General features: G+C 58.0%; 19 protein-coding genes and 1 tRNA gene. 6 read left to right on the top strand and 14 right to left on the bottom strand.

Annotated features, from left to right (window positions below):
* Positions 1-9: 9 nt before the first annotated feature.
* The 3 genes from MPRO_RS24390 to MPRO_RS24380 are packed head-to-tail and all read left to right on the top strand — an operon-like array spanning position 10 to position 2567.
* The gene (locus MPRO_RS24390) at positions 10-1554 is read left to right on the top strand and encodes an ABC transporter ATP-binding protein (RefSeq protein WP_067298958.1); all 1545 of its coding nucleotides are present in this window, start codon (positions 10-12) and stop codon (positions 1552-1554) included.
* A gap of 3 nt (positions 1555-1557) precedes the next feature.
* Positions 1558-2232 (top strand): cysteine hydrolase family protein, encoded by a 675-nt coding sequence (locus MPRO_RS25585; RefSeq protein ID WP_067298956.1) that lies wholly within the window; start codon positions 1558-1560, stop codon positions 2230-2232.
* The gene (locus tag MPRO_RS24380) at positions 2229-2567 is read left to right on the top strand and encodes a cupin domain-containing protein (RefSeq protein ID WP_067298954.1); all 339 of its coding nucleotides are present in this window, start codon (positions 2229-2231) and stop codon (positions 2565-2567) included. Before MPRO_RS25585 ends, MPRO_RS24380 begins: the two co-directional genes overlap by 4 nt.
* Before the next feature lie 152 nt (positions 2568-2719).
* Here the strand turns inward: MPRO_RS24380 and MPRO_RS24375 are convergent.
* From MPRO_RS24375 to rpsU, 5 genes are all read right to left on the bottom strand, one after another.
* Positions 2720-2796: transfer RNA gene (locus tag MPRO_RS24375), tRNA-Ile, on the bottom strand.
* Positions 2797-3793: 997 nt separating this feature from the next.
* On the bottom strand, positions 3794-5629 hold the full coding sequence (gene rpoD, locus MPRO_RS24370; RefSeq protein ID WP_067298952.1) for an RNA polymerase sigma factor RpoD: 1836 nt from the start codon (positions 5627-5629) through the stop codon (positions 3794-3796).
* Positions 5630-5785: 156 nt separating this feature from the next.
* Positions 5786-7642, bottom strand: coding sequence for a DNA primase (gene dnaG, locus MPRO_RS24365; protein ID WP_067298950.1), 1857 nt, complete (start codon positions 7640-7642; stop codon positions 5786-5788).
* A gap of 32 nt (positions 7643-7674) precedes the next feature.
* Positions 7675-8124, bottom strand: a complete 450-nt coding sequence (locus MPRO_RS24360) for a GatB/YqeY domain-containing protein (RefSeq protein ID WP_067298948.1) — start codon at positions 8122-8124, stop codon at positions 7675-7677.
* Positions 8125-8191: 67 nt separating this feature from the next.
* Positions 8192-8407: a 30S ribosomal protein S21 gene (gene rpsU, locus MPRO_RS24355; RefSeq protein WP_067298946.1), complete on the bottom strand. Its 216-nt coding sequence runs from the start codon at positions 8405-8407 to the stop codon at positions 8192-8194.
* 249 nt (positions 8408-8656) lie between these two features.
* Between rpsU and tsaD the strand changes: the two genes are divergently transcribed.
* The gene (tsaD, locus tag MPRO_RS24350; protein WP_067298991.1) at positions 8657-9685 is read left to right on the top strand and encodes a tRNA (adenosine(37)-N6)-threonylcarbamoyltransferase complex transferase subunit TsaD; all 1029 of its coding nucleotides are present in this window, start codon (positions 8657-8659) and stop codon (positions 9683-9685) included.
* Positions 9686-9968: 283 nt separating this feature from the next.
* Here the strand turns inward: tsaD and plsY are convergent, their stop codons facing one another.
* A complete protein-coding gene (gene plsY, locus MPRO_RS24345; protein ID WP_067298944.1) occupies positions 9969-10559 on the bottom strand; it encodes a glycerol-3-phosphate 1-O-acyltransferase PlsY in 591 nt (196 codons plus the stop codon).
* Between the two features lie 341 nt (positions 10560-10900).
* Here plsY and folB point away from each other — a divergent pair, with 341 nt between their 5' ends.
* Entirely contained in the window at positions 10901-11257 is a 357-nt protein-coding gene (gene folB, locus MPRO_RS24340) for a dihydroneopterin aldolase (RefSeq protein ID WP_067298942.1), read from the top strand.
* Positions 11257-11775 (top strand): 2-amino-4-hydroxy-6-hydroxymethyldihydropteridine diphosphokinase, encoded by a 519-nt coding sequence (gene folK / locus MPRO_RS24335; protein ID WP_067298940.1) that lies wholly within the window; start codon positions 11257-11259, stop codon positions 11773-11775. Before folB ends, folK begins: the two co-directional genes overlap by 1 nt.
* A gap of 264 nt (positions 11776-12039) precedes the next feature.
* Here the strand turns inward: folK and MPRO_RS24330 are convergent, their stop codons facing one another.
* Genes MPRO_RS24330 through MPRO_RS24295 form a run of 8 tightly spaced genes read right to left on the bottom strand, consistent with a single transcriptional unit; the run spans position 12040 to position 20549 of the window.
* Complete coding sequence (locus tag MPRO_RS24330; RefSeq protein ID WP_067298990.1) at positions 12040-13179, bottom strand: tRNA nucleotidyltransferase/poly(A) polymerase-related protein; 1140 nt, start codon at positions 13177-13179, stop codon at positions 12040-12042.
* Positions 13179-13496, bottom strand: coding sequence for a thiosulfate sulfurtransferase GlpE (gene glpE / locus MPRO_RS24325; protein ID WP_067298938.1), 318 nt, complete (start codon positions 13494-13496; stop codon positions 13179-13181). The genes MPRO_RS24330 and glpE overlap by 1 nt, the downstream gene beginning before the upstream one ends.
* On the bottom strand, positions 13489-14346 hold the full coding sequence (locus MPRO_RS24320) for a symmetrical bis(5'-nucleosyl)-tetraphosphatase (RefSeq protein WP_067298936.1): 858 nt from the start codon (positions 14344-14346) through the stop codon (positions 13489-13491). The genes glpE and MPRO_RS24320 overlap by 8 nt, the downstream gene beginning before the upstream one ends.
* Positions 14347-14357: 11 nt before the next feature.
* Positions 14358-14744 (bottom strand): Co2+/Mg2+ efflux facilitator ApaG/CorD, encoded by a 387-nt coding sequence (apaG, locus tag MPRO_RS24315; RefSeq protein WP_067298934.1) that lies wholly within the window; start codon positions 14742-14744, stop codon positions 14358-14360.
* Entirely contained in the window at positions 14731-15555 is an 825-nt protein-coding gene (gene rsmA, locus MPRO_RS24310; RefSeq protein ID WP_067298933.1) for a 16S rRNA (adenine(1518)-N(6)/adenine(1519)-N(6))-dimethyltransferase RsmA, read from the bottom strand. The genes apaG and rsmA overlap by 14 nt, the downstream gene beginning before the upstream one ends.
* Positions 15552-16562: a 4-hydroxythreonine-4-phosphate dehydrogenase PdxA gene (gene pdxA, locus MPRO_RS24305; protein WP_067298931.1), complete on the bottom strand. Its 1011-nt coding sequence runs from the start codon at positions 16560-16562 to the stop codon at positions 15552-15554. Before pdxA ends, rsmA begins: the two co-directional genes overlap by 4 nt.
* A gap of 14 nt (positions 16563-16576) precedes the next feature.
* Positions 16577-17875, bottom strand: a complete 1299-nt coding sequence (locus tag MPRO_RS24300) for a peptidylprolyl isomerase (RefSeq protein ID WP_067298929.1) — start codon at positions 17873-17875, stop codon at positions 16577-16579.
* Complete coding sequence (locus MPRO_RS24295) at positions 17862-20549, bottom strand: LPS-assembly protein LptD (RefSeq protein WP_082709101.1); 2688 nt, start codon at positions 20547-20549, stop codon at positions 17862-17864. The genes MPRO_RS24300 and MPRO_RS24295 overlap by 14 nt, the downstream gene beginning before the upstream one ends.
* Between the last annotated feature and the right edge of the window lie 83 nt (positions 20550-20632).

Here is a 20632-nt window from a genome sequence, read left to right as displayed (position 1 = left end):
GGAGGAGATATGAGTCTATCTGCAAAAACCGTGCTCCAGCATCCCGCCGCCGCTGTGGGTGTTGAGATTATTTCACTAACGAAGCAGTTTGGTGAATTCAAGGCTCTGGACAATGTCTCTTTAAAAATTCGTCCAGCCACATTTCATGCACTGCTAGGTGAAAACGGTGCTGGAAAGTCGACTCTGGTTAAGTGCGTTATGGGTTATTACGAACCCACAGAGGGAAATGTTTTAGTGGGTAATCATGAATATGCGATCACTAACCCGCAACAGGCGCAGTCCCTTGGTCTGGGTATGGTTTATCAGCACTTTACCGTCGTTCCCCATATGACCGTACTGGAGAATATGACGCTCGCGAGTGCCGATCTTCCGAAAATTATTGATTGGAGTAAGGCTCGAAGGCAGCTCGTTGAATTTATGACCAATATGCCTTTTGATATCAACCTCGATACCAAAGCGCATGATTTATCTGCTGGCGAAAAACAAAAGCTGGAAATTTTGAAACAGCTCTACCTGGGCTCAAAATTCCTCATTCTTGATGAGCCTACCTCGGTACTGACGCCGGGTGAGGCGGATGAGGTTCTTGGTCTCATACGTGATATGACCCAGAGAGCGGGTCTGACAGTGTTAATGATCACACATAAGTTCCGGGAAGTGATGAGTTACGCAGATGAAGTATCCGTACTAAGGCAGGGGAAATATATAGGCGGCGGCCTGGTTAAAGACCTGACGCCAGATGATATGGCTGCGATGATGGTGGGCAGCGAGATATTGCAGGAGTCTGCGACCAGAGAGCAACAGCATTCACAAGAAGTCCGGCTGGAGACTATTAGGCTTTCGGCGCTGGATGATACCGGCCATCAGGCCGTCAGGGGTATCTCGCTAAGGGTTAAGAGTGGCGAGATCCTGGGTATCGCTGGTGTGTCTGGCAATGGTCAAAAAGAGCTCGTTGAGGTTCTCGCCGGCCAGCGTAAACCCGCAGAGGGCGAGATCAGGGTTCATGGCAAGACGTACAGGGCTACACGCAAGGAGATGCGCGAAAGTAAAGTCTTTTGTCTTCCGGAAGAGCCGCTGAAGAACGCCTGTGTCAAAGGCATGAGCGTGGCTGAAAATATGGCGTTTCGTACCTTCGATACCGCGCCCCAATCCAGGGGTGGCTGGTGGTTACAACCCAGCAAAATTGTCGAAAAATCGAAAGAACTTATCCAGCAATATAATGTAAAAACGTCAGGCCCCGATGCACCGATTGGTACCTTGTCTGGCGGAAATGTACAGCGCGCTGTGCTGGCGCGCGAACTCTCGGGGGATGTCGATGTGCTGGTGGTTGCCAACCCTGTTTTTGGGTTGGATTTTGCCGCGGTATCGGACATCCGCTCGCAAATCATTAAAGCCCGCAACAGAGGTGTTGCCGTTCTATTGGTGAGTGAAGACCTTGATGAGATATTCGAGCTATCAGATCGAATAGGCGTGATGTTTCATGGCGAAATTGTCCATGAAACTTCGATTGATGACGCTGACCTTCGGGTGATCGGCCGTCACATGGCAGGAAATTAACCGATGGCACACCTTATCAAAGCTCAGCCATTCGACTTTCAGATAGACCTGTCGAGGACAGCCCTGATCATTATCGATATGCAGCGCGACTTTATCGAGCCGGGTGGGTTTGGCGAGTCATTGGGCAATGATGTTTCCAAACTGGCCAAAGCGATCCAGCCCTGCCGTGACTTGCTGGAGGCGGCGCGAAATACCGGCCTGCTTGTTATTCATACAAAGGAAGCTCATGCAGCCGATTTAAGCGATTGTCCACCTGCCAAGCGCTTGCGTGGCGATGCCTCACTGCGTATCGGTGACCCCGGTCCGATGGGGCGGATCCTGATCGATGGAGAACCTGGCTCGGAGATCATTACAGAGCTTGCCCCCCTTCCCGATGAAGTTGTCCTCGTAAAGCCCGGCAAAGGCGCGTTTTACAACACGAGCCTCAAAGACATTCTGGATAATAAGAATATAACCCAGCTAATATTCGCTGGTGTGACAACCGAAGTCTGTGTGCAGTCAACCATGCGTGAAGCCAACGACCGTGGTTATGAATGTTTACTTGCAGAAGAAGCGACACAGAGCTACTTCGAAGAGTTTAAAGCCAGCACCCTGGATATGATCCGGGCTCAAGGCGCTATTGTGGGTTGGACCGCTCATGTCACCGACATCGTTTCTTCGTTACAGGGAGAAGTATGAACTCACCACTATCGTTTGACCTCGATATAATAAAGTCCTCTCCGCATGCATGGGCGCCTTTTCATGAAGGCATTCAGGTTCATTGGTTAGTACAGACTGATAACACAGGCTACAGCGCAGCGCTTTTGAAATATGCCCCCGGTGCCGCTGCGCCGCTGCACGAACACAGGGGGTATGAGCACATACTCGTGTTGGAGGGAAGCCAGCAAGATGACAATGGGCTTCATGGGGTGGGGAATCTGAGCATTAACCCCCCAGGTACAGCCCACACAGTTTTCAGTGAAGACGGCTGTATTGTTTTAGCGATCTGGGAAAAACCTGTGCGATTTATCTGATTACTTCATTAAGCGGTACAGATAAGATCATTCATCCGGGAGGCTGGAGGCGGCTTTTGGCGTGCTCCATGCTAACCGAGCCAGGACTACGAAAATATGCTGCTAAGGGGGAGTCTAAGGGGGGGGCTCTGAAACCTGGATGATACGTGGGATGGTGGGCCTTGCCAGACTTGAACTGGCGACCGATCGATTATGAGTCGATTGCTCTAACCAACTGAGCTAAAGGCCCCCACGGACCAAATTTCCTTCTGTACGATCTCGTCGACCCTGATTATGCGTCTATAGCTTCAACCAGCTGAGCAATGAGTCCGTCAAAGAGCGCGAATTATAACGGCTGCTGTAGCCGGAGCCAATAGCTGTTTGAAATTCATGTGGTTTTCTTCTTGCTCTAGAGCTCTTTCATCTTACATCGATTCATTGCGATGATTGAGACGAGGTTAAGGTGGCTGTGTTGGAGCCTGTGCAGGCTGGGGTTTCAGGGCGCTTTGATGGCGCATGTTGCGCCTTGCTGGTGCGTTACAGGCAAAGAAAGCAACCAAAGCTCTTTACCTTGAAGCATGCGCCCCGATGAAGCTTATTAGCTGCGCTCTGAGATCATTCAGCGGGCTGCGCGGATGGTACATCCATGTACCTCATCGCAGGCGTATCAGTCACTGTTGCGCCCCTTCGGGCCTGATCGCCGAATGACCTCAGTGCCCGCCGGCATATGCCCATGGATGGCCGGTAGCCAGAAAATGCAGGAGCAATTTTCTGCTCATAAGGGGGGAGGGCAACAGCCGCTCTGATGTTTCGGTGAGAGCGCGTTCATCTTACCTCGGCCCATATCCGGCCACCTCGAAGTAAGGAAGCACTCAAAACAATCTCGATCGACAGATAAGTGTTTCGTGAAAGCGCTCTAGCAGCCTGTCGGACTTAACGCTGATCTCCTGCGGAAAAGCCGATTTTGATCATTTTTCGCGCTCTTTTTTACTCGTCGCAGGCTCCTCGGTCTGCGACCCCGCTAAAGCGGTTCTTTACACTGCGTTCCAAGTGTTAAATAGAACCACTATTCGTCTCAAAAGAGCTCAAAAACTGTCTCAAAATGGACTTCCCCTCGATACGATCGGTCAAGCCCGACAGGCTGCTAGCAAGGGTTACAGGGCGGTTACAGGCTCTGTATAAGGCACAATAACAAAAAAACCGCAGCCTGGGCTGCGGTTTTTTGTGCGTGCGTTACGCCTTGCGGCTTACTCGTCGAGGAAACTGCGCAGGTGATCGGAGCGGCTGGGGTGGCGCAGTTTGCGCAACGCCTTGGCTTCGATCTGTCGAATTCGCTCGCGGGTAACGTCGAACTGCTTGCCGACTTCTTCCAGCGTGTGATCCGTGTTCATGTCGATACCAAAACGCATGCGCAGCACTTTGGCTTCGCGGGCGGTGAGGCCGGCCAGAACTTCGCGGGTCGCTTCACGCAGGCCTTCGCCGGTCGCGGAGTCCACCGGTGAAGACAGGGTGATGTCTTCGATAAAATCACCGAGGCTGGAATCTTCATCGTCGCCGATGGGTGTTTCCATGGAGATCGGCTCCTTGGCGATCTTCAGCACCTTGCGGATTTTGTCTTCCGGCATGTCCATGCGCTCGGCCAGTTCTTCCGGCGTGGCTTCGCGGCCCATTTCCTGCAGCATCTGGCGGGAAATGCGATTGAGCTTGTTGATGGTCTCAATCATGTGCACCGGAATACGGATGGTGCGTGCCTGGTCGGCGATGGAGCGTGTAATCGCCTGACGAATCCACCAGGTGGCGTAGGTCGAAAACTTGTAACCGCGACGGTATTCGAATTTGTCTACCGCCTTCATCAGGCCGATGTTGCCTTCCTGGATCAGGTCGAGGAACTGCAGGCCGCGGTTGGTGTACTTCTTGGCGATGGAAATAACCAGACGCAGGTTGGCCTCGACCATTTCCTTCTTGGCGCGGCGGGCGCGGGCTTCACCAATCGACATGCGACGATTGATTTCCTTGATCTCGGTGAGGTCGATCTTGGCCTCATCCTGGATCTGGATCAGCTTCTTCTGCGCCCGTTTCAGGTCAACAAGGTTACGCTGCATGGCGCCGGCGTAGACCGGGCCCTTGGCGATGATTTCTTCAAACCACTGGGTATTGGATTCGTTACCCGGGAATGCCTTGATAAACTCGCGGCGCGGCATCTGGGCACGCTGGGTGCAGATGCGCATGATGGACCTTTCCTGCTCGCGGATGCGGGCAACACAGGCACGTACGCGGGTGGCCAGCAGCTCGTAGTAACGCGGCGACAGCTTGATCGGCGAAAAGGCTTCGCCCAGAATTGCCAAAGCTTTAAGGCCTTCCGGGGAGTTGCGTTTGGCGTCGACCATGACGAGGTTTACGGCTTCAAGCTTGTCCAGCAAGTTGGCGAAGCGCTGACGGGCCTCTTCGGGATCGGGACCGCGGTCCTTTTCTTCCTCGGTGTCGTCATCGTCATCGTCGTCATCATCGTCGTCATCGTCTTCTTCGTCGACCTCTTCGGTCTCCGGTACTTCGAGTACGAAGTTGCTTTCGTCGGGGTCTATGTAGCCGCTGAAGATATCGCTCAGGCGACCTTCTTCCAGCAGGGTTACTTCATAGGCACCGAGCAGAGTTTCAACGGAGCCCGGGAAGCATGCCAGTGCGGACATGACTTCGCGGATGCCTTCCTCAATGCGTTTGGCGATCAGAATTTCGCCTTCGCGGGTCAGCAGTTCAACGGTACCCATTTCGCGCATGTACATGCGCACCGGGTCGGTGGTGCGTCCGGCCTCGGAGTCGACAGCGGCGAGGGCGGCAACCGCATCCTCGTCCGCTTCTTCGGCCGAGTCGCCTTCGGTCATCAGGAGGGTTTCAGCGTCCGGTGCTACCTCGGTAACTGATATGCCCAGTTCGTTGATCATGCGGATGATGTCTTCGACTTGATCCGGATCAGCGATATCTTCTGGCAGATGATCGTTTACCTCGGAATAGGTCAGGTAACCCTGTTCCTTGCCTCGGGCGATCAGTTCCTTGAGACGAGATTGCTGCTGAGAGGTATCTGTCATAGAGGCCCTACGAGAAGATGAAAGATAGGTGGCGTAAAAGAGAGCGCGATATTATACATTCGACGACGATTAAAATCCAGTTGGCGCCGGTTTTCGGCGCGGTGTGCATTAAAAATAGACCAGTTTTGGCGGGCGGGAGTTGCACTCAGGCCAAGATTAATTTTGCCGGCTCGCTAATAGAGCGGTCAGGCGCTGCTTTTCGGCCTGGGTCAGGGGGGACTGGCGGTTCTTTTTCAGCAACGCATCCAGCTCCATTTCCGGGCGTCGTTCGCGTAACAGGCGGCTAATGGCGTCTTGCAGTTCGCGTTCGGCGCCGTCCGCCAGCGGGGTGTTGTGGGCAATTTCGTTCAGCAGCATGAGCCAGGCTGAGCGCTGCGGGTCTTCCTGCCAGTCAACCACCAGAGTGCCGAGGGACGAGTTCGGTGTTGTCTGCAGGTAGTCCACCAGGGCGATCAGCATGTCTGCATTGCGCTCCGCCATGCCCTGCAGTTCGCTGGCTGCCGGAATACTGGCGGCCAGTCGGGGGAAGTGTAGCAGGCAGGAGATCGCCTTATCACACAGATCCAGGTTGCCCGTCGGGTTGCGTGGTCGCGGCCGGCGGCTGGGCATGTCCTGGTGCTGCGGCCCGGCTGAACGGGAACCCGACGGTGCTGGTTGTGCTGACTGCTGCGGGCGTTCAGGGGCTGCTGTTTCAGTAGTGACCTGATGCAGGTTGATCACGCTGTTGATCTGCTCCAGCGACAGGCCGGTGATCTCGCAGATGCGCTCAAGCATCATTTGCTGCAGCAGGCTCGGCTGCATGGCGCGGATCAGCGGCAGGGCGCGGGTGCTGAAACGGGCGCGGCCGTCCATGCTTTCAAGATCAGCCTGTTCAGTCTGGGAGCGGAAAAAATATTCCGACAGTGGCAGAGCCTGGTCAATGCGGGTCTGGAAGTTATCGCGTCCTTCTGTACGCACCAGGCTGTCCGGGTCTTCGCCTTCGGGCAGAAACAGAAAGCGCGCTTCCTGGCCGTCGCGGATCACCGGCAGAGTGGTTTCCAGTGCCCGGCTGGCGGCTTTGCGCCCGGCTTCATCGCCATCGAAACAGAACACCACTTCGGGGACCACCTTGAATAGCCGCTCCAGATGCTGGGCGCTGGTGGCGGTACCCAGGGTCGCCACGGCGTAGTGAATGCCGTTCTGAGCCAGGCCGACGACATCCATGTAGCCTTCGACAATCAGCAGGCGCTGCAGCTGAGCATTGGTCTGGCGCGCTTCATAGAGACCGTAGAGCTCGCGGCCCTTGTGGAAGGTCTCGGTTTCGGGGGAGTTGAGGTACTTGGGTTTGTCATCCCCCAGCACCCTGCCGCCGAAGGCGATGACGCGGCCACGCATGTCCCTGATCGGAAATATGATGCGATCGCGAAAACGGTCGTAGTGGCTGTTGCGCTCTTCGTTGTGGATCAGCATGCCGGCCTGTTCCAGCGCCTCGATGCGATGCTTGTCGGCGCCAAGTGCCAGCATCAGGTTGTCCCAACCGGGCGGGGCATAGCCAATACCGAAGGCTTTGGCTGCCTGGCCGCTGAGGCCGCGTCCCTTGAGATAGCTGACGGCGCTGTCGCGCTGGGGGTGCTGGGTCAGTTGCTGCTGATAGAAGCGCGCAGCTTCATCGAGAATGCCATAGAGGTCCTTGAGCTGCTTTTCGCGCTGGGCCTGCTGTGGGCTGTTGTTTTCGCGCGGCACTTCCATGCCGGCCAGACGGGCGAGTTCTTCCACGGCGACAGGAAAGTCGAGGCGGTCGTACTCCATCAGGAAGCCGATGGCATTACCGCCGGCGCCACATCCAAAACAGTAATAGAACTGTTTCTCGGGGCTGACACTGAAGGAGGGTGACTTTTCCTTGTGGAACGGGCAAAGCCCGGAGTAGTTCTTGCCGGCGCGTTTGAGGCGTTCAACGCGGCCGTCGACGACGTCAATGATATTGACGCGGGCCAGAAGGTCGTCGATAAAATATTGCGGAATACGACCTGCCATTGCGGACCTGCTGAGAAAGATTCAGCGGGAGTTTAACCGGCTAGCTGGGCTTTTACGAGCTTGGAGACTGCGCCACCATCGGCACGCCCCTGAATTTGTGGCTTGATAATCGCCATCACCTTGCCCATGTCCTGCATAGACTGGGCAGCGGTTGTACTAATGGCCTGGGCAATCAGGTCGGCCAGCTCCTGTTCTGTCAGCGGTTGCGGCAGGAAAGTTTTAATCACCTCCAGCTCCTGGCGCTCTAGGTCTGCCAAATCCTGGCGACCCGCTGTGTCAAACTGCGAGATTGAATCGCGGCGCTGCTTCTGCATCTTGTCGAGCACGGCCAGCACGCGGGTATCATCCAGTTCTACGCGTTCATCAACTTCGATGCGCTTGATCTCAGACATCATCAGGCGGATGGTTCCCAGACGAGCCTTATCTTTGGCACGCATGGCAGCTTTCATCTCGGCACTGATTTTGAGCTTGAGTTCAGACATCAAACATCCTCTATAGAGCGGTTGCTAGTTGATGGAACAGACTGAATGTACGTTCAACTCCAGTCGATCAGTAAAGGCGTACGCGGCGAGCTTGCTCGCGGGAAACCTTTTTCATGTGACGTTTAACGGCTGCAGCAGCTTTACGCTTGCGAACAGAGGTAGGCTTTTCGTAGAACTCACGACGACGAACTTCGGCCAGAACACCGGCTTTTTCGCAGGAGCGCTTGAAGCGACGCAGGGCTACGTCAAACGGCTCGTTTTCTTTAACTTTTACGCTAGGCATCTATCTTGGACCTTGCTGTTGGTAGGGTTACGTAGAACTTTTTCACTTCTTCATCATGGCCTGAAACGGGTACCACAAAGTGGTCACAGCTCTCATGACTTTGATGAAGGCGCAAAATTTTATATCGCAGGAGGCTGGCTGTAAAGTCCAGGCGGTGATATTGAGGCATTTTTGGGTGATAATGCGCCCATTGTGGCCTGGAGGCAGGCCGGTTGGGCGAATCATCTACAGCGATTGGCGGCGATACTGATGCGAGTACTGGGAATCGAAACATCCTGCGACGAAACCGGCGTTGCGATCTATGACAGTGAACAGGGTCTGCTGGGCGATGCGCTCTACAGTCAGATCGCCATGCACGCAGAGTACGGTGGCGTGGTACCGGAGCTGGCATCCCGCGACCATGTGCGCAAATTGCTGCCGCTGGTGCGCGAGACCCTGGCGCAGGCGCGGATGGACAAGTCACAGCTCGATGCCATTGCCTATACCGCAGGCCCAGGCCTGATAGGCGCGCTCATTGTGGGCGCCTCAACCGCCCGTGCCATGGCGCTGGGGCTGGGTATTCCGGCGCTGGGCGTACATCACATGGAAGGCCACCTGCTGGCGCCTATGCTGGAAGATACGCCACCGGCGTTTCCGTTTGTGGCGCTGCTGGTGTCCGGCGGGCACACCCAGCTGGTGCGGGTCGACGGTATAGGTCGCTACGAGCTGCTGGGCGAGTCTCTCGACGATGCCGCCGGTGAAGCCTTCGACAAGGCAGGCAAAATGCTGGGGCTGGATTATCCCGGTGGGCCAGAGATCGCCAAGCTCGCCCGCCATGGCGATGCAACCCGCTTTCGCTTCCCGCGGCCCATGACCGACAGACCTGGGCTCGATTTCAGTTTTTCAGGACTCAAGACCTTTACGCTGAACACCGCCAACAAGTTGCGTGATGCCAACGGCGAGCTCGATCCCCAGAGCAAGGCCGATATCGCCGTTGCCTTTGAGGAGGCGGTGGTGGATACCCTGGCCATCAAGTGCAAGCGTGCGCTGCAACAGACCGGTCTGCACCGGTTGGTGATCGCCGGCGGCGTTAGCGCCAATGCGCGCTTGCGTGAAAAACTTGATGAGGTTGTACGGCGACAGCGGGCGACCCTGTTTTATGCCCGTCCGCGTTTTTGCACCGATAACGGCGCCATGATTGCGTTTGCTGGTTGTCAGCGGCTGCTGGCGGGCCAGTCGAATGATCTGAAAATCAGCGTCTTCCCGCGCTGGCCGATGGATACGCTGCCGTCGATCTGAAGTGCAGAGGCGAGGGGCGAGGGGCACGAAGCAAGGTTAAAGGGGCAAGGTGCAAGGTGAAAGGTGAAAGGTGAAAGGGGTCATATTCCCGACCCCTATCCGGTTAAATCTGGCTTTGTAATTCGTTATTCGTAATTAGAGCTTTCAGCCGTAAGCTTAAAGCTGTCAGCTTACGGCTTACGGCTTACGGCTGAAAGCTGCCGGTTTACCAATTACGATTCACCAATCACCAATCACCAATCACCAATCACCAATCACCGGTCACTCGCGACTCCGGTAACTGCTAAAGCCTGGGCTCTACTCCCCGAAGCAGGCGGGATATGTTGTCGCAGTGGCGTACGATCAGCAGCAGGCAAATCAGGCTGATGGCGGCGAACTGTTCAGGTAGCAGCATAAAGGTCGCCAGCGGTGTGATCAGTGCGGTGCCTACCGATGCCAGTGATGCCATTTTGCCGATGGCTGCCAGCAGCAGCCAGACGCCCAGAGCCATGGCACCCAGCGGCGGGCTCAGCGCCAGGCAGAGACCGAGGGTCGTAGCGACACCCTTGCCGCCGCGCATGCGACCAAACAGCGGGTATATATGCCCGAGCAATACCGCCAGCGCGCAGAGGCCGGTTTGCATCGAGCCAAGGTCTGCATAAAGGGCGAGGCGTACAGCAAGAGCGCCCTTGGCGACATCGCCCAGCAGCGTTAGTACGGCGGCAGTGCGATTGCCCTGGCGCAGCACATTGGTGGTGCCAGGGTTGCCAGAGCCCAGCTGTCGCGGATCTGCGAGCCCCATGCTGCGGCATACCAGGACTGCAGTCGGCACTGAGCCAAGCAGATAGGCAATGGCTGCAAGCAGTATGGGCAACAGGGTGTCAGGTCCCGGCATAGGTCTGTCCGCGGGTTATGCAACGGTGAGATTCTATACCCTAATCCCAATCCGGCTGAGATACAAACAGGCCGGATACTGTGTTGAATCAAGGGTTTGTTGTTTGATCTTGGTGCTTGAAGCGGCCTTCGGCGGCGCTATCGGGTGTCCATGCAGGTTGTGGGGGTGTCGCTCGTTCGCAGGCCATCGAGTCCGGCCAATGCTAAACTAGCGGCCTTGAGCCAGGGCTCGGGCGATAGGTGTTTTAGCTGGTGCAGCCAGGTCAGGGTTGCAGCAACGTGGGCAGGGTGCGCCATATGGCGCTGAAACCATATTTAAATCAGTAATTTATTGGGTCATACGTGGATATAGTTTACATACGCGAGCTGCAGGTGCAGACCGTGATCGGCATTTACGACTGGGAACGTGAAGTTCGCCAGGCAGTGAGTCTGGATCTGGAAATGGGTACTGATATTCGTGAGGCTGCGGCCACCGAGGATATCGGCAACACTCTGAACTACAAGTCGGTCTCCAAGCGCCTGATTGCCTTTATCGAGGGCAGTGAGTTTCTGCTGGTGGAAACCATGGCTGAAGAGGTGGCGCAGCTGGTCATGCAGGAATTTGGTGTACGCTGGTTGCGTCTGCGCCTGGGCAAGCCCGGTGCCATTCGCGGGGCGCGGGATGTCGGCGTGCTGATCGAGCGGGGAGAGGCGTTCTGATGGCGCAGGTCTATGTCAGTATCGGCAGCAATATCGAGCGCGAGCGCAATATCGCCGCCGGGCTGGACGGGCTGGCAGAGTCCTTCGGCGAATTGACGCTGTCTTCGGTGTTCGAGAGCGAGGCGGTCGGCTTTGCCGGTGACCATTTTTATAATCTGGTGGCGGGCTTCGAGACGAGCCTGGCTATCGGCGAGCTGTCGCGGGAACTCAAGGCCATTGAGGATCGCAACGGGCGCTGCCGCCAGGGGCCCAAGTTCAGTGGCCGTACGCTGGATATTGATATCCTGACCTACGATGACGCCTGTGGGCGAATCGATGGGGTTGAGCTGCCCCGGGCAGAAATTCTGTTTAATGCTTTTGTACTGCAGCCGCTGGCGGAGATCGTGCCCCAGGGGCGGCACCCGCTCAACGGGCTGTCCTATACCGCACTCTGGCAGCAGTATGATAAACAGAAACAGCGACTTTGGACGGTGGACTTCAGCTGGCAGGGACGTCGCTTCTCCCGGGCGCAGGGCTAGCAGCTGTCGGACAATACTTAACCTGTATTTCGCCTGTCGGCGACATACTTTCTTTGCGTGCAAAGAAAGTATGCAAGGCTCTTTACCTTGAAGAATACGCCCCGATGAAGCCAATTCGCTGGCGCTTACCCGATACCTCGGCGCCTGCACCAGGCGGCGGTGCTTTCAAATGGTGGAATTCGCAGGCTCATTCCACCCTACGGTGCTTACAGCTTACAGCTTACAGCTTACAGCTCAGAACCGGGCTGTAGCTTTTAACGACAGCTACAGCTCGATTCGGGCGCAGGCGTCACGCTGACGGCGCTTCAACTCTTCCCCCAATGCCTTGCCCTTGAATCCCTGTTGCATCAACTCGGCTGGAGCCGTTGCGGTCAGTGCCCCGTGCAGTGCCTGCAGGGAGTGCTGTGCTGCGGGTGCATCAACATTAAACCAGGCGGCGAGGGTGTCGAAGCAGCGGGCGAGGCTGGCGATGCGCTCGGGGCGTCGCAACAGGTCGAGCCCGGTGGCCACGCCGAGGCGGGTGTCCGCATCGGCCGTTGGCAGTCTCAGCAAGTTCTCCTGCTGAGTGCAGACCAGCAGTGCCTGATCACGGAAAATCTTGGGGGCCTTGAGGCGCAGGCAGAGCGTTTCTATATGTCCGGGCAAGGCGTCTGTTGCGATACCGGCGATGTGCAGCGCAGCGCAGCAGAGTACCGCAAAGCGCTCGCAGCTCGAGGGCAGCTGTGGCAATAATGCCGCCAGCGCCGGCCAGGCCGGATCACGCTGCAGGGCGGCGAATTCGACAAAGAGATTGTCGAGTGCGCCGCAGCGCTGCAGCACATCGATAAAAACAGCTGGCGAGGGCTCGCCCAGCGCCCGGCCGAACTCCTGCCAGACCCTTTCCGCGCTCAGATACCCCAGTTCACCGCCTGTGGATAACTGTTGCATCAGGGTCAGAGTTTCATCGGCGACGCTAAAACCCAGCGCGGCATAACGGGCGGCAAAGCGCGCGACTCGAAGTACTCGTAATGGGTCTTCGGCAAAGGCCGGGGATACGTGGCGCAGGATGCGCTTTTGCAGGTCTTCCTGTCCGCCATAGGGGTCGCTCAGGCTGCCGTCGGGCGCCTCGGCCATGGCGTTGATGGTGAGGTCGCGGCGCAGCAGATCCTGTTCCAGGGTGACATCGGGGCTGGCGTAATAGACAAAACCGCCATAGCCGTGGCCGGACTTGCGCTCGGTGCGGGCCAGGGCGTATTCCTCACCGCTGTCGGGGTGGATAAACACCGGAAAGTCCGCGCCGACTGGCTTGTAGCCCTGGGCGATCATCTGTTCGGCGCTGGCACCGACGACAACCCAGTCCCGGTCGTAGATGGGATAGCCGAGCAACCGGTCGCGCACGGCGCCTCCCACCAGATAGATCTGCATCAGCGGCTGCACTTGTCCGGATGTTCTGCCTGCCAGGCTTCAAAGCCTCCATTGAGGCTGTAAACGGCATCAAAGCCCACATGGGCCAGCTGGGCGGCGGCATTCTGGCTGCTGAATCCGTGGTAGCAACAGACGATCAAGGGCTTATCCATATCGCTGTCGCGGATGAAGTCCTGGAAATTTTCGTTATTCAGCTGTACTGCATTGGTGATGTGGTTCTGGGCGAAGCTGTCGAGGTCGCGAATATCGGCGATTGCGGCGCCTTGTTCGATCAGAGCCAGGGCTTCGTGGCCCGAGATGCATTTGAATTCATCCATTGGAAAGTACCTTTTTCTTGGCGGTGCCGGATGTGGGTCTGCGGTTAACGCTGCAATCGCAGGAGTAATAGCGCTGATCTTCCAGTCGCATGGCAGTGAGGCGGTTGCCCCAGACGCAGCCGGTATCCAGTGAAAACAGCTGCGGATGCTGCAGGCCGCCTTCCAGCGCGGCCCAGTGGCCGAAAATAATGCGCTGCGCAGCTGCCTTGCGGGTATGGCTGTACCAGGGTTTGAAGCCTTTGGGCTGGGTTTCAAGCCCGCCCTTGGCGGCAAAATCCAGTCTGCCTTCACTGTCGCAAAAGCGCATGCGGGTGAGGTAATTGGTGATCACGCGCAGTCGATCCCAGCCCTGCAGTCCCTTGCTCCAGCGATCCGGCGTATTGCCGTACATGTGCTGGAAAAAGCTTTCGGCCTCGGGCCCACGCAGTACCGCTTCTACTTCTGCGGCGCGCCGGCAGGCCTTCTTGATCGACCAGTCGGGCGGGATGCCAGCGTGAACCATGACATAGTCGAGGGCCTCGTCGTGCACCAGCAGCGGCTGTTGCTGCAGCCAGTGCATCAGCTCATCGCGATCGGGCGCGCCCAGGATAGGGCCCAGGGTGTCACTGCGCCTGGGCTGGGTCACGCCATAGTGGATGGCCAGCAGGTGCAGATCATGGTTGCCTAGCACTACCCGGGCACGGTCCCCCAGGCTGCGGACGAAGCGCAGCGTTTCGAGGGACTTGGGGCCGCGGTTGACCAGGTCACCGGCCAGCCAGAGCTGGTCGCTGTCGCCAAAGCCAATGCATTCGAGCAGGCTTTGCAGTTGGTCAAAGCAGCCCTGGATATCGCCGATTGCATAGGTGGCCATGGCAGGGCGGCTCAGTGCAGTGCGTTAGGCTGGGCGAGGGTGAAGGGTACTATGGCGGCGTCGAATTCGTGACCGTCGTTGCTGCGCATATGGTAGTGCCCCTGCATGCTGCCAACGTGTGTGGCCAGCACGGTGCCGCTGGTGTAGCTGTAGCTGGCGCCGGGCTCTATCATGGGCTGCTCGCCAACCACGCCTTCGCCGGCCACCTCCTGCACATGCTCGTTGCCATCGGTAATCAGCCAGCGACGGCTGAGCAGTTGAACGCTGTGCGCGCCATTGTTGGTAATGGTGATGTGGTAGGAAAAGACAAAGCGCTTGCTGTCGGGGTCCGACTGTTCGCTGAGATAGTTTGTCTTTACGTCGATCTGAACGTTATCACCCAATTTACTCGGCTCCATGGTGTTCTGCTTCGATACCGCTGAGGTAATCGCTGATTCTAACAAATTCTTCCAGTGTAAGCCGCTCTGGGCGCAGACCCGGGTCTATTTCGAGTGCTGTCAGGGCATCGGCATCCATAAGCGTGCGCAGGTTGTTGCGCAGTGTCTTGCGACGCTGACTGAAGGCGGTGCGCAGCAGATCCTGCAGCATGCGCTCGCTGATGGCTGGGTACGGCAGTACCTTGTGCGGCGTCAGGCGAACAATGGCGGAGTCCACCTTGGGCGCAGGATTGAAAGCGCCAGGAGGTACCAGGAATAGCGGCTCAACCTTGCAGAAGTACTGCGTCATGATACCGAGGCGGCCGTAATCGCTGGTGCCGGGCTCCGATGCCAGACGATCGACCACTTCCTTTTGCAGCATGAAGTGCATGTCCTGGATCAGGCCGGCATGGCTGAGCAGGTGAAAGATCAGCGGCGTTGAGATGTTGTAGGGCAGGTTGCCTACCACCCGCAGCGGCCGGTCGTCAGTGCGCAGCTCGGCGAAGTCGAACTTGAGGGCGTCGGTTTCGAAGATGCGAAAACGGTCTTCGTAGTTGAAAAACTTGGTGCGCAGGATCGGGATCAGGTCGCGATCCAGCTCTATGGCATCCAGCGCATTGGCTTCAGCCAGCAGCTCTTCGGTCAGCGCGCCCAGGCCCGGGCCTATCTCGACCATGTGCTGGCCTTCGCGCGGCGAAATTGAACGAATGATCTGGCGAATGATGCCCTGATCATGCAGGAAGTTCTGGCCGAATCGTTTACGGGCCTTGTGGCCAGCGGGTTTTTTACTCATGAATCCTCAGGGGTAAGGTGGCGGTAGCTGGCCATTAACGCGGCACAGTCGATGGCGGCCTTGAGGCTGCCACAGTCGGCGGTGCCGCTGCCAGCCAGGTCCAGGGCGGTGCCGTGATCAACCGAGGTGCGGATGATGGGCATCCCCAGGGTGATATTGACGGCGTTGCCAAAACCCTTGTACTTGAGTACGGGCAATCCCTGGTCGTGATACATCGCCAGCACGGCATCCGCCTGGCTCAGATATTTTTCGTTAAACAGTGTGTCTGCCGGCAGCGGGCCACTCAGGCGCATGCCCTGAGCGCGCAGGCGCTCCAGCGCAGGTTCGATGATGTCGATCTCTTCGCGCCCCAGGTGTCCACCTTCGCCGGCGTGGGGGTTGAGGCCCGTCACGAATATATGGGGATCCGTGATGCCAAACGAGTGGATCAGGTCGTGCTGCAGCACCTGCAATACCTGCTCCAGCAGTGGCGCAGTTATGGCATCGGCAACTTCGCGCAGCGGCAGGTGGGTGGTGGCCAGGGCGACACGCAGGCCCTCGGTGGCCAGCAGCATCACAACCTTGTTGCTGCCGGTGAGCTGCTCCAGCAGTTCGGTGTGGCCGCTGAAGGGCACGCCGGCATCGTTGATCACGCCCTTGTGGACAGGAGCTGTAACCAGCGCATCGAACAGCCCCTGCTGGCAGCCACGGGTGGCGATCTCCAGCGTCTGCAGCACATAGGCGGCATTGCGGGTGTCGAGCTGGCCGGCCCTGGCGGTCGCGGCCAGTGGTACCGGCAAGACCTTCAGAGTACGGGCAATGCTCGGCCCGGGGGCTGCGGCTGGATCAAACAGCTCGATGCTCAGTGGCAGCTGTAGCTGCTCTGCGCGCAGGCGCAGCAAGTCCGGGTCGCACACGGCGATCAGCTCATGGGGGTGACCCTGCTGTGCAATCTGGATACAGAGATCAGGGCCAATGCCGGCGGGCTCGCCCGGCGTGATCGCCAGGCGCCTTACAGTTTGGGACATCACGTGCGGCGGCCTCAGATCTTCAGCTCAACGTAGGCCTGGGCGCGAATTTCCCGCAGCCAGGTGGTCAGCTCTTCGTTGAACTTGCGTTGGCGAATGCTGAAACGGGCACGGTTTTCGCGCATTTCGTCACCCATATCCTGGGTGCGCCTATCCCGTACCCAGAGAATATGCCAGCCGAAGCGGGACTCGAAGGGCGTGCTGATCTGGCCATTAGGGGTGTTCTTCATGACCTGTTCGAACTCGGGCACCATCTGACCGTCCTGGGTCCAGCTGAGGTCGCCGCCGAGCGAGCCACTGACGGTGTCGTCGCTGTACTGTCGGGCCAGTTGATCGAAGGGCTCGCCGTTACGCAGGCGTACCGCCAGATCTTCTATGCCGCTGCGGGTCTGGACCTCGTTGCGAATTTCGGTGGGCTTGAGCAGGATATGGCTCACCAGCGTCTGTTCAACCAGGGCAGACTGGCCGCCACGCTTGTCGCGCAGTTGCACAATGATGTAGCCCGATGAGGTTTTGACCGGTTTGCTGAATTCGCCCGGCGCCAGAGTGCCGGCGATGGTGGCGATTACTTCCGGCAGTTCCGAAGCCTTGCGCCAGCCCAGATCACCGCCGTTCAGGGCGTTCTGAGCGTTGGAATTGGCGACGGCGGCTTCGGCAAAGTCGGCACCCTTGCGCAGTTGCTCGAAGATATCCAGTGCCTTGCGTTCGGCACTGCCAAGCATCCTGGGTGTTGCCTGCTCGGGAATGGCGACCAGAATGTTGCTCAGCAGATAGTCTGGGCTGATGGCGCTTTGGCCCTGTTCAGAGGCGAGGAAATTCTGTACTTCCTGCTCGGATACGCGGATGCGGCGGTTGACGCTGCTCTGCTGAACCTGGGTCAGGAGCAGCTCGTCGCGAATCTGTTCGCGTGCCGAGTTGTAGTCCTGACCTTCGGCGATAAGGGCTTCACGGAACTGTGCCAGCGTCATGCCGTTGCGGCTGGCGACCTGCTCAAGGGTTTCATTGAGCTGACTGTCGGAGATCTTCAGGCCCTGCTGCTGAGCGATCTGCAGCTGGATGCTGTCGATGATCAGGCGGTCGAGCACCTGGCGATTGAGGATTTCCTCGGACGGCAGGCGAGTCTGATTGGCGCTCAGCTGGGCGCGGATAACCGCAGAACGGTTGTCCAGTTCACTCTGCATGATGACGTCGTCATTGACGATGGCAACGATGCGGTCGAGCAGGACGATTTCGGCCTGGGCGCTGGCGCTGAGCAGTGTTGCAGACAGCAGCGGCAGAACGCAACGGCGCAGGGATTGCTTAAAACTCTTCATCCTTATCCTCGTTAAATCCGGTAATTTCTCTGATAAACAGGGTGGTATTGTCGTCGCCGACCGATCCCAGACCACGAAGTACAAACTGCAGCATAACGGCCTCATTGGTGGTGCGAGTACCGTCGTCGTCATCAGCCCACTGCCGTACGCCCAGGCGCACCTTCCAGCAGCAGTCCTTGTATTCCACCCCCAGCAGAGCGTCAAGGGTTTCGTTTTCCATCAGGTCTTCGCGCCAGCGTGCCAGCAGGTTCCATTGAGCGTTGATGGGCCAGCGCAGGCCGAAATCGGCTTGCTGGCGTTCGGTTTCATGATCGCGATAGCTGGCGTAGATCAGGCGATCGTCATCGGGTGAGAATGTCAGGCGGTAGTTTTGGGCTACGGCGCCGAAGTCATCCTTGTCGATTTCACTGTCGTGACTGACGCGCAGATCCTTGGTCGGACTCCAGTCGATCTTGGCGGCGAAGTTTGATGTGCTCTCGGTTTCCGCCGCCGTCGTGCTGTCGAGCTGCACCTTGCGATCATCGAAGTAGTACGCCTGGCCGAGGGCGACGCCGAAGCGTTCGCGGCCGCTGTCGTCGTAAAACTTGCTGGCCAGACCCAGGCTGAGCTGGTTGGCGTCGCCTATGCGGTCACGACCGCTGAAGCGGTTGCTGCGGAACAGGCTGTCGTAACGAAAGTCCAGCTCGCTGGTATCAAACGCCGGAATATCATCCTGATCTTCCTCAGGTACGTAGAGGTAGAACAGGCGCGGTTCAAGCGTTTGGGTGTAGCTTTTGTCGTCAAAGTTCGCCTGGCGCTCGAAGGTCAGGCCCGAGTCAAGGCTGGTGATGAGGGTATTGACGCTGGGGTTCTGATCCAGCCCTGCCAGCTGATCGTCGAGCTGGTACTGAGTGCTCCAGAGTTGCACCGCGGGCTTGATATAGCCCCAGCTGCCTTCCAGCGGCAGGCTCAGGCCAGGGCTCAGGTGAACGCGATCGCCCTGTACCTTTTCTGCCAGGCTGAGCAGCGAGTCACTGCTGTCACGGTCAAAACGCACGTATTCGGCGTTATAGTCAGCTTCAAGCCCGGCCGGCAGGTCCGGTACCCGGCCTTCAAACAGAAATTGCGGCAAGCGGCGGTAGGGCGACTTCTCACTGGTGGTGAGAGACTGATAGGAGTGAGCCCGGGCAGTAAAGCTCCAGTCCTGGGTGTCGTAGCGCAGCTCGCCAAGCTTGTTGAGGTGGCTGGAGTAGCCGACATCCAGGTTGGTCGGGTCCAGGTCATCGAAATAGTCGACATCGCTGACCGCGGTGTAGTCGATATAACTTTGCCAGCCGGTCCATGGTGTGCCCTCGTGATCGACACCCAGCAGCCAGCGGTCTTTGCCGGTCTTGTCGTCATCGATCAGTACGCCGTTGCTCAGGGACGTCTGGGACCAGCGATTCATGTAGCGGAATTCGTTTTCCAGAATCAGGCCGCGTTCGCCCAACAGGCGAGGCGTGAAGGTGTCATCGTAGTTGGGCGCCAGGTTGAAATAGTAGGGTGCCGCAATGTCGATGCCTTCGCTGCTGGAGTAGCTGATAGCCGGATAGAGGAAACCGGAAACGCGGCGGTCATCAATTGGGAAGTAGAAATACGGCATGTACAGCACAGGCACATCCAGCACCTCCAGTACGGCGCCACGGGCTTCACCAAAGCCGGTGTTGGGGTTCAGCACTATGCTGTCGGCGGCCAGCCGCCAGCTGCTGTTGCCCGGCTCGCACTGGGTGTAGGAACCATCTTCAATGCGGATACGGCCATCTTCGAGGCGCAGAATACGCTCGGCTTCGCCGCGAATATGCTGGGGATGCAGCACATATTCAGACTGGGAAAAAATGGTTTCCAGATTGTTGAGGTTGGTCTGGGCGGCATCACTGACCAGTAGCAGACCGCGCTCGCGGTAGCTGACATCGCCCTCAAGACGCACTAGCTGGGTAAACTGGTCGTATTCGGCATAGGCGCTGCTGAGCTGCCGTCCGCCCTGGGTGACCTGAACACCGCCTTCGAGCTGAGTCAGGCCGCCCAGTTCACTCTGGGAGCTGGATGCGGCAATCAGCACACGCTGCAGGTTGAAAGGCGTGTCACCGTCGGCCACGTCCATTTCGGGCTCGATATAACGGCCCCGGCACAGGCCAGTGTGCTCACCAGGAGCGTAGGGGTACCAGTCGAGATGGGCGTAAGGGTTGTCGATTTGTTGCTGCGTGCGCGAAAGCTCAGCCTCGGCGGCCGTCTGCTCTTTTTGCTGGGAGACAGTGTCCTGGGCGGCAGTTGCCTGGGTTAGAGGGGCCTGAGAGACCGCTTGCGGTGATACTGTTGTTTGTGTTGCCGCTTCCTGTGGCGCAGCAGTCGGCGGGGCTACAGACGCAGGTGCCCCCTCCGCAGCAGGTGCCGCCGTTATGGGTGCCAGTGGTTCGGACACAGCAGGGGGCGCCGTTACCGCCGAGGGGGCCGGGGTGAACGTCGTCGTTGCTGAGCCTTTGGCCGTGGTCGGCGCATTGGCGCTGGCCGAGCCTGCACCGCATTCCCATTGACCCTGGGCCGTCTGGGCGCAATCCCAGCCCGCCGCCTCTGTCGTCTGGGCGGCAGACATCTGTGCAAACAAGGCGGATGTAATCGCCAGCGATAGTTTATAAGCAGAGCGTCGTAAGAAAGGCATTCAGTCACATCCAGTTGCAAGCCTGCGAGCACGGGTTCCTGTTTCTTGCCAAACACCGGTACCATAGGAGGCTCTGAGGCACC

Origin of the sequence: Marinobacterium profundum (assembly GCF_001528745.1) — a bacterium.
Lineage (GTDB): Bacteria > Pseudomonadota > Gammaproteobacteria > Pseudomonadales > Balneatricaceae > Marinobacterium_A > Marinobacterium_A profundum.
Note: the sequence above shows the minus strand (reverse complement) of the source record. Positions and strands in the feature narration are given on the sequence as shown.

Coding starts and splice junctions, on each gene's coding strand:
- MPRO_RS24330 (WP_067298990.1), bottom strand. CDS start 13,179: ATGCAGATCTATCTGGTGGGAGGCGCCGTGCGCGACCGGTTGCTCGGC.
- rsmA (WP_067298933.1), bottom strand. CDS start 15,555: ATGAGTAAAAAACCCGCTGGCCACAAGGCCCGTAAACGATTCGGCCAG.
- MPRO_RS24380 (WP_067298954.1), top strand. CDS start 2,229: ATGAACTCACCACTATCGTTTGACCTCGATATAATAAAGTCCTCTCCG.
- MPRO_RS24300 (WP_067298929.1), bottom strand. CDS start 17,875: ATGAAGAGTTTTAAGCAATCCCTGCGCCGTTGCGTTCTGCCGCTGCTG.
- rpoD (WP_067298952.1), bottom strand. CDS start 5,629: ATGACAGATACCTCTCAGCAGCAATCTCGTCTCAAGGAACTGATCGCC.
- MPRO_RS24390 (WP_067298958.1), top strand. CDS start 10: ATGAGTCTATCTGCAAAAACCGTGCTCCAGCATCCCGCCGCCGCTGTG.
- apaG (WP_067298934.1), bottom strand. CDS start 14,744: ATGGAGCCGAGTAAATTGGGTGATAACGTTCAGATCGACGTAAAGACA.
- dnaG (WP_067298950.1), bottom strand. CDS start 7,642: ATGGCAGGTCGTATTCCGCAATATTTTATCGACGACCTTCTGGCCCGC.
- MPRO_RS25585 (WP_067298956.1), top strand. CDS start 1,558: ATGGCACACCTTATCAAAGCTCAGCCATTCGACTTTCAGATAGACCTG.
- MPRO_RS24360 (WP_067298948.1), bottom strand. CDS start 8,124: ATGTCTGAACTCAAGCTCAAAATCAGTGCCGAGATGAAAGCTGCCATG.
- rpsU (WP_067298946.1), bottom strand. CDS start 8,407: ATGCCTAGCGTAAAAGTTAAAGAAAACGAGCCGTTTGACGTAGCCCTG.
- MPRO_RS24295 (WP_082709101.1), bottom strand. CDS start 20,549: ATGCCTTTCTTACGACGCTCTGCTTATAAACTATCGCTGGCGATTACA.
- glpE (WP_067298938.1), bottom strand. CDS start 13,496: ATGGATGAATTCAAATGCATCTCGGGCCACGAAGCCCTGGCTCTGATC.
- MPRO_RS24320 (WP_067298936.1), bottom strand. CDS start 14,346: ATGGCCACCTATGCAATCGGCGATATCCAGGGCTGCTTTGACCAACTG.
- plsY (WP_067298944.1), bottom strand. CDS start 10,559: ATGCCGGGACCTGACACCCTGTTGCCCATACTGCTTGCAGCCATTGCC.
- folK (WP_067298940.1), top strand. CDS start 11,257: ATGGCGCAGGTCTATGTCAGTATCGGCAGCAATATCGAGCGCGAGCGC.
- tsaD (WP_067298991.1), top strand. CDS start 8,657: ATGCGAGTACTGGGAATCGAAACATCCTGCGACGAAACCGGCGTTGCG.
- pdxA (WP_067298931.1), bottom strand. CDS start 16,562: ATGTCCCAAACTGTAAGGCGCCTGGCGATCACGCCGGGCGAGCCCGCC.